Annotated in this window: 7 protein-coding genes and 1 pseudogene; 3 read left to right on the plus strand and 5 right to left on the minus strand. The window is 74.6% G+C overall.

Annotation, left to right across the window (positions count from 1 at the left end; translation table 11 throughout):
• Positions 1-137 precede the first annotated feature (137 nt).
• The 3 genes from GTW08_RS18145 (at position 138) to GTW08_RS18155 (ending at position 2,100) form a co-directional block, all read left to right on the plus strand.
• Positions 138-356, plus strand: coding sequence for a hypothetical protein (locus tag GTW08_RS18145; protein ID WP_139282729.1), 219 nt, complete (start codon positions 138-140; stop codon positions 354-356).
• Positions 357-433: 77 nt separating this feature from the next.
• Positions 434-949 (plus strand): Lrp/AsnC family transcriptional regulator, encoded by a 516-nt coding sequence (locus GTW08_RS18150; protein WP_073574671.1) that lies wholly within the window; start codon positions 434-436, stop codon positions 947-949.
• The gene (locus GTW08_RS18155; RefSeq protein WP_073574670.1) at positions 946-2,100 is read left to right on the plus strand and encodes an aminotransferase class I/II-fold pyridoxal phosphate-dependent enzyme; all 1,155 of its coding nucleotides are present in this window, start codon (positions 946-948) and stop codon (positions 2,098-2,100) included. Before GTW08_RS18150 ends, GTW08_RS18155 begins: the two co-directional genes overlap by 4 nt.
• Before the next feature lie 14 nt (positions 2,101-2,114).
• Here the strand turns inward: GTW08_RS18155 and GTW08_RS18160 are convergent, their stop codons facing one another.
• From GTW08_RS18160 to GTW08_RS18180, 5 genes and pseudogenes are all read right to left on the minus strand, one after another.
• Positions 2,115-2,990 (minus strand): SGNH/GDSL hydrolase family protein, encoded by an 876-nt coding sequence (locus GTW08_RS18160; RefSeq protein ID WP_174565865.1) that lies wholly within the window; start codon positions 2,988-2,990, stop codon positions 2,115-2,117.
• Positions 2,991-3,086: 96 nt separating this feature from the next.
• Positions 3,087-4,283, minus strand: a complete 1,197-nt coding sequence (locus GTW08_RS18165; RefSeq protein ID WP_073574669.1) for a hypothetical protein — start codon at positions 4,281-4,283, stop codon at positions 3,087-3,089.
• Between the two features lie 11 nt (positions 4,284-4,294).
• A complete protein-coding gene (locus GTW08_RS18170) occupies positions 4,295-4,444 on the minus strand; it encodes a hypothetical protein (protein ID WP_161152264.1) in 150 nt (49 codons plus the stop codon).
• An 88-nt stretch (positions 4,445-4,532) separates the two neighbouring features.
• Positions 4,533-6,377 carry an aspartate--tRNA ligase gene (gene aspS, locus GTW08_RS18175; protein WP_073574668.1) on the minus strand — a complete coding sequence of 615 codons (1,845 nt, stop codon included), beginning with the start codon at positions 6,375-6,377 and terminating at the stop codon, positions 4,533-4,535.
• A gap of 58 nt (positions 6,378-6,435) precedes the next feature.
• Positions 6,436-7,470 (minus strand): annotated as a pseudogene (locus GTW08_RS18180) (radical SAM protein); the annotation flags it as partial.

Here is a 7,470-nt window from a genome sequence, read left to right on the forward strand (position 1 = left end):
TTCACCGGCTCGCCCCCGATTCGTGACCGACGCGTACGCAGCGTGATCGTCGCCGACCCCGGATCGTCGCCGGAACGCAACGCCGCGGACGCGCGGTGTCACCGGCGCGCAACAGAGCCCGTGCACGCTCACGGGGCATGGACACGATCCCGAGTTGCCCGCTCTGCTCCCGTCCGCGCACTCCCGCCGACGTCCGCGGACTCGCCTGGAGCAGCCACCACGGCCCGACCGGCACGGTGTACGTGTGCGGTCCGTGCACGCGCGTCCAGCTCGTCGACCTCGAGTGCGGGCTGCTCGACCCGGCACGCGGCGGTGTCGCTCCGGACGTCGCGGCCCCGCTGCCGCACGCGGCCTGACCGGTCGGCCGGGGCGGGCCACCACCGACCCGCCCGGCCCGCGGCACGGCGACGGGCGGTCGTCGTAGGGTCACGCCGTGCGCGAGATCCTCGAGTTGCTCGAACGTGACGCGTCGTTGAGCCACGACACCGTCGCCACCATGCTGGGTCTGCCCCGAGACGAGGTCGACGCCCGGATCGCGGAGTGGGAACGCTCCGGGGTGATCCGCAGGCACAAGGCCGTCGTGGACTGGGCCCGGTACGAGGACGGCGGCAACGGCCACTCCGGCGCCGGCCGCGCCGGGGCGCAGGTGACGGCGTTCATCGACGTGTCGGTGGCCCCGGCCCGCGGGGTCGGGTTCGACGACGTCGCCGCCCGAATCTCCCGCTTCGACGAGGTCCGCGACTGCTACCTCGTCTCCGGTGGGCACGACCTGCGCTGCACGGTCGTCGGCCCGGACATCCGCGCGGTCAGCGACTTCGTGTCCCAGAAGCTGTCCACGATCGACCGGGTCCGTTCGACCGCCACGCACTTCGTGCTGGCCACGCACAAGCGCGACGGCGACTCCTTCGCCGAGCCGGAGCCCGACCACCGGCTGCCGGTGACCCCGTGAAGGCGCTCAACGCGACGATCTCGGCGATCCCGCCGTCGGGGATCCGGCGGTTCTTCGACATCGCCGCCGAGATGGACGACGTCATCTCCCTCGGTGTCGGTGAGCCCGACTTCGTGACGCCGTGGCGGATCCGCGAGGCCGGGATCTACGCCCTGGAGCGCGGCTACACCACCTACACCGGGAACGCGGGCCTGCCGAAGCTGCGGGAGCTGGTGTGCGCGGACCTGGCGTCGCGCTACGACGCCCACTACGACCCCGCCACCGAGTGCCTGGTCACGACCGGGGTGTCCGAGGGCCTGGACCTGGCGTTCCGGGTGCTGCTGAACCCGGGCGAGGAGGTCATCGTCCCGGAGCCCTGCTACGTCGCCTACCAGCCGTGCGTGGCGTTCGCCGGTGGGGTGCCGGTCGGGGTGCCGACCCGCGCCGAGGACGGGTTCGCGATCGACATCGCCGCGGTCGAGGCCGCGGTGACGCCGCGGACGAAGGCGATCCTGATCGGCTCGCCGGCCAACCCGACCGGCGCGGTGCAGCCGCCCGAGGTGCTGCGCGAGCTCGTCGCGCTGGCCGAGCGGCACGACCTGTACCTGCTCTCCGACGAGATCTACGACCGCCTCACCTATACCGGCGCCCACACCTGTCTGGGCGCGGTCCCGGGTGCCCGGGAGCGGACGGTGGTCCTGGGCGGGTTCTCCAAGGCCCAGGCGATGACGGGGTGGCGGGTCGGCTGGCTCGCCGCGCCGGAGCCGATCGCGGAGCTGTGCCTGCGTGTGCACCAGTACACGATGCTGTGCGCGCCGCACATCTCGCAGCTCGCCGCCGTGGAGGCGCTGACCAGCGCGGAGGGCGACGTCGCGGAGATGGTGGCCGACTACGACCGTCGCCGCCGGGTCTTCGTGAAGGGCCTGCGCGAGGCCGGGCTGGACTGCCCGGAGCCGGCGGGCGCGTTCTACGCGTTCCCCTCGATCCGCGCCTCCGGGCTGGACTCGGAGACCTTCGCCGAGCGGCTGCTGCGGGAGGAGTCGGTCGCGGTCGTCCCGGGCAGCGTGTTCGGGCCCTCCGGCGAGGGGCACATCCGCTGCTCGTACGCGACGGCGCTGCCGCAGCTGGAGCAGGCCGTGGAGCGGATCGGGAACTTCCTGCGACGCCTGTGACCGGGCCGCCGAGGTCAGGCGGGCACCTTCCGCGCCCGCGCCCCCTCCAGGAGCCCCCGCACCATCACCGGCCCGAGGTCCCGGGACCGCCGCACGAGCCACGGCACCCCCTGCACCACCAGCCACGCCCCCCGTTGCCAGGCCGTCACCTCCCGCCCACCGGCGGCGTCGAGCCCGATCTCCCCCGGCACCGCGAACCCTGCGGCGCCGAGCAGCGCGGCGAAACCACGCGCCAGCAACCGGTGCCCCAGCTCGGACGGGTGCAACCGGTCCACGCTCCACGCCGCCGGGTCGTAGCTGCCTGCGGTGTCGAGGTCGAGGATCCCGACGGCGGACCGCCCCGTCGCGGCGACGGCCTCGGCCACCGCCCCGTCGACGGCCCCGTTCAGGGCCGCGATCCGGGTGGCGAGCGCCCGCTGCAACAGCCCCGGCAGCGGCCAGACGCGGGTGTGGTCGTGGAAGCGGAGCAGCAGCACGGTCGCACCGGCCCGCAGCAGCAGCTCCAGCGACTCGGCGCAGTCCCGCCGGATCGCGGCCGGGTCGAAGTCCGAGCGCAGGGTGTCGTTCATCCCGGCGCACAGCACGACGACGTCGGGCCCCGACGCCGCGGCCGCTGGCACCTGCCCGTGCCGGGCGTCGGCCATCCGCGCCCCGGTCCGGGCGTGGTTGTCCAGCCGGACCGAGCCGGGGTGGTCGGGATCGTCGAGGGCGTCGCGCAGCAACGGGCCGAACCCACGCCAGCCTCCGCCGGGCAGGGGGTCACCCAGTCCGACGGCGGTGGAGTCGCCCAGCAGGACGAGGTGCCGGACGGGCCGCCCGGTCGCGTGCGGTACGGCGACGGGGCGGACGGGGCGGAGGACCGGATCGACGACGGACGGGCGCGCGGTCATCGGGGACACGCCGACACGATCACCGCCGCAGCCACCGTTCCCGTGTGCAACCGGTGACGGGTCCCGTACCGCCGTGGGAACTCTCGGGGCGGGTCCCTACCACTCGCCCCCGCGGAAGGCGGGGAACAGCGGCAGCGTCGACGACGCGTCCGGGAAACGGGTGTCGAGCGCGGTCACCACGGCCTCGGCCAGCGCGGCCGTGCCGGGCCGGGCGGTCGCCTCCGCGGTGACACCGAGGCCCCGCCAGTAGTGCCGCAGCGCCGTGGACATCCGCGGGGACCGGCCGGCGTCGGGACCGATCGGGCCGTCGCGCTCGGGCACCCGCGGCAGCAGCTGCCAGGTCGACCACCACACCCACAGCACCTGGGCGTCGGCGAGGCGCGACTCCAGCAGCTCGGGGTCGTCCAGCTCGGGCCACACCGGCGCGACCTCGGCCCGCCAGGCGTCGAGCATGGCGTCGGCGACGGCGTCGGGCAGGGCGAAGCTCGACGAGCAGCCGGGGAACGGCACCCGCACGTAGGCGGCGTCGAGGACGACGTCGCGGAAGCAGCCCCACTCGAAGTCGACGAACCGCACCCCTCGGCTGGTGACCAGGTTGTTGTCCGGGCAGGTGTCGGACGGGCTGAACGCGCGGAACCCGGTGCCGCCGAGCAGGCGCACCCCGCCCTGGGCCTCGAACAGCGCCATCTCCGGCACCTCGACGCCGAGGATCTCGACCAGCAGCTCCGGCAGCCCGGCCAGCGCGGCGCGGGCCTGGTCGGCGACCGGGTCCCGGCGGGCCTTCTCCCCCAGCCGGCGCAGCAGCGCCCCGAAGTCACCTTCCCGCCCGGCGGTCGCGGCCTGCATCCGGCCCAGGCCGCGGGCCCAGCCGAGCAGGCAGGTCCGGGCGGCCTGGGCGTCCGGGGCGAACAGCTTGTCGGCCAGGGTCAGGCTGCGGCCGAGGTCCTCCAGCACGAGCAGCCGCTGCTCCGGGTCGTGCGCGATGATCACCGGGCTGGGCCGGACGTCGCTGGGCAGCGCGGTGAACAGCTGGCAGGACGCGACCTCGTAGCGGAACGGGTCCGACGCCAGGTCCGTGCCGTCCTCGGGTGGAGCGTAGTGCTTCACGACGACGCTGCGCCGGTCGGAGAACGGGTTCTTCGCCATCCGGGCCCGGGCGACGACGGAGCGGCCGCTGCCGCCGAGGTCCTCGGGCTCGAACAGCTCGACCTCCGAGCCCGCCCGCCGCGACAGCAACCGCGCGGCCCCGGCCACCGCCGCGACCGCGCCGGGAGTCGACTGCGGATCGGTCATCGAAGGGGACCCTACCCTTCGGAGAGCGCGCGGTCCGCGCCCCGACCACGCGATCCGCGACGGGTGAGCACCAGCACCGCGGCCGCCGCATCGATGGCGCCCACCACGTCGGCCTCGACCAGGTCACCGGCCGGGTACACCGCCACCCCGGGGTGGACCACCAGGTGGCCCACCCCGGGTTGGGCGTCGAGGACGCTGCGGACCTTCGACCGTCCGCCCGGGTGGGCAGACCACCCGCAGGTGCAGCGCCTACGCGGCCGGGCCGGGCTTCTCCGGGGCACCGCCGCCGGTCTCCCCGGGGCGGCCGGGCGCCGACCCGCCGGGCGCGGGCGCCGTCGGCTTCGCGTCGACGCCCGCCTCCTTGCGCTGCGCGGCGGTGATCGGCGCGGGGGCCTGGGTGAGCGGGTCGAACCCGCCGCCGGTCTTCGGGAACGCGATGACCTCGCGGATCGAGTCGACGCCGGCGAGCAGCGCGGTGATCCGGTCCCAGCCGAACGCGATCCCGCCGTGCGGCGGCGGACCGAACGAGAAGGCGTCGAGCAGGAAGCCGAACTTCTCCTGTGCCTCCTCCGCGGACAGGCCCATGATCTCGAAGACCCGCTTCTGCACGTCGGCCGAGTGGATACGGATCGAGCCGCCGCCGATCTCGTTGCCGTTGCAGACGATGTCGTAGGCGTAGGCCAGGGCGTTGCCCGGGTCCTTCTCGAAGGTGTCGATCCACTCCGGGGTCGGAGAGGTGAACGCGTGGTGCAGCGCGGTCCACGCACCGCCGCCGACGGCGACGTCGTCGGTGTCGGCGGCCGACTCGAACAGCGGCGCGTCGACGATCCAGACGAACGACCAGGCCGAGGAGTCGATCGCACCGGTCCGCCGGGCGATCTCGCCCCGGGCCGCGCCCAGCAGCGCGCGGGCCTCGGTGGGCTTGCCGGCGGCGAAGAAGATGCAGTCGCCGGGGTGCGCGCCGACGGCCTCGGCCAGGCCGGACCGCTCGGCCTCGGACAGGTTCTTGACCACGGGGCCGCGCTCGTCGACCTGCCCGTCCTCACCGATCAGCACGTAGGCCAGGCCGCGGGCGCCGCGCTGCTTGGCCCACTCCTGCCAGCCGTCGAGCACCTTGCGGGGCTGCGACGCCCCGCCCGGCATGACGACCGCGCCGACATAGGGGTTCTGGAAGACCCGGAACCCGGTTCCCGCGAAGTACGACGTGAGCTCGGTGAGCTCGATGTCGAAGCGCAGGTCGGGCTTGTCCGAGCCGTAGCGGGCCATCGCCTCGGCGTAGGGCATCCGGCGGATCGGGGTCTCGATCTCGTACCCGACGAGGCGCCACAGCGCGGTGAGGACCTTCTCGGCGAGTGCGATGACGTCGTCCTGCTCGACGAAGCTCATCTCGATGTCGAGCTGGGTGAACTCCGGCTGGCGGTCGGCGCGGAAGTCCTCGTCGCGGTAGCAGCGCGCGATCTGGTAGTACCGCTCCAGCCCGCCGACCATGAGCAGCTGTTTGAACAGCTGCGGGCTCTGCGGCAGCGCGTACCAGGAGCCAGGGCGCAGCCGCGCCGGGACGACGAAGTCGCGCGCGCCCTCGGGGGTGGACCGGGTCAGGGTCGGCGTCTCGACCTCGATGAAGTCCTCCGCGGCCAGCACGTCGCGGGCGGCCTTGTTCACGTCGCTGCGCAGCTTCATCGCCGCGGCGGGCCCGGAACGACGCAGGTCGAGGTAGCGGTGGGAGAGCCGGATCTCCTCGCCGACGCCGGTGTGCTCGTCGATCGGGAACGGCAGCGGCGCCGACTCCGACAGGACGGTCAGCTCGGTGACCGTGACCTCGATGTCGCCGGTCGGCAGGTCGGAGTTCTCGTTGCCCGCGGGCCGGCGGACGACCTCGCCGACGACCTGGATGCAGAACTCGGAGCGCAGCCGGTGGGCCCGCTCGGCCATCTCGCCCTCGCGGAACACGACCTGGGCCGATCCGGAGCGGTCCCGCAGGTCGATGAAGATCACGCCGCCGTGATCGCGGCGGCGGGCCACCCATCCGGCGAGGGTCACGGTCTGGCCGGCGTTCTCGGCACGCAGCGTGCCGACGGGGTGGGTTCGCATCACGGCGGTCAAGGCTATCGGCATCCCCCGGGCCGTCTGCCACCAGGTTTCCGGCGGGTTCTCAGAGCAGGCTCAGCTGCCCGTCCCCGGGCTCCGCAGCCCGCGGCGACGCGACCGGCTGCCGGGTCCACCCCGGGTCGCGCGGGTTCGGCTCGGGCCGGTCCAGGCCGTGCCGGGCCAGCAGCGGGGCGACCCGCCGGGCCAGGGTCCCGCGGTAGTCCCGGGTGGCGTAGGCCCCGCCGCGGTAGAGCCGCTCGTAGCGCGGCAGCAGCGCGGGGTGGGTCCGCCCCAGCCAGGCCAGGAACCACTCCCGGGCCCCGGGACGCAGGTGCAGGGCGAGCACCGTGGCCCGGCTCGCCCCGGCGGCGGCGATCTCCGCCAGCAGGGCGTCGAGGGCTTCGGTGGAGTCGGTCAGCCACGGCAGCACCGGGGCCACCATGACCCCGCAGGGCAGGCCGGCGTCGGTGATCCGCCGGACGAGGTCGAGGCGGGCCCGCGGGCTCGGGGTGCCCGGCTCGAGGTGCGACTGCAGCTCCCGGTCCAGCAGCGCGATCGACACCCCGGTGCCGACGCGGACGTCGGCGTTCGCGGCCGCGAGCTGCGGCAGGTCCCGGCCCAGCACGGTGCCCTTGGTGAGGACGGAGAACGGCGTGCCGGAGCGGGCCAGCGCGGTGATCACCCCGGGCATCAGCCGGTAGCGGCCCTCCGCCCGCTGGTAGGGGTCGGTGTTGGTGCCCATCGCGACGTGCTCGCGCCGCCACGACGGCCGGGCCAGCTCCCGCTCCAGCACCCGCGCGACGTTCACCTTGACCACGATCTGGGAGTCGAAGTCCGCGCCCGCGTCGAGGTCGAGGTAGGTGTGGGTGTTGCGGGCGAAGCAGTTGTGGCTGACCACCCCGGCGGCGACGAAGTCCCCCGTACCGGTGGTGATGTCGACCATCGGGCGGAGGGTGCCGGTGTCGCGGACCGCCACGACCCGCGGCGCTCCCCCGGGCGGCTCCTCGACACGGGCACCGCCGACGTCGCGCACCCGGGCCACGGCCGGGTCGGTCACCGCGACCAGCCGCAGCTGCTCGGCGACCCCGCCCAGCACCCG

Origin of the sequence: Pseudonocardia sp. SID8383, assembly GCF_009864975.1 — a bacterium.
Classification (GTDB): Bacteria; Actinomycetota; Actinomycetes; order Mycobacteriales; family Pseudonocardiaceae; genus Pseudonocardia; species Pseudonocardia alni.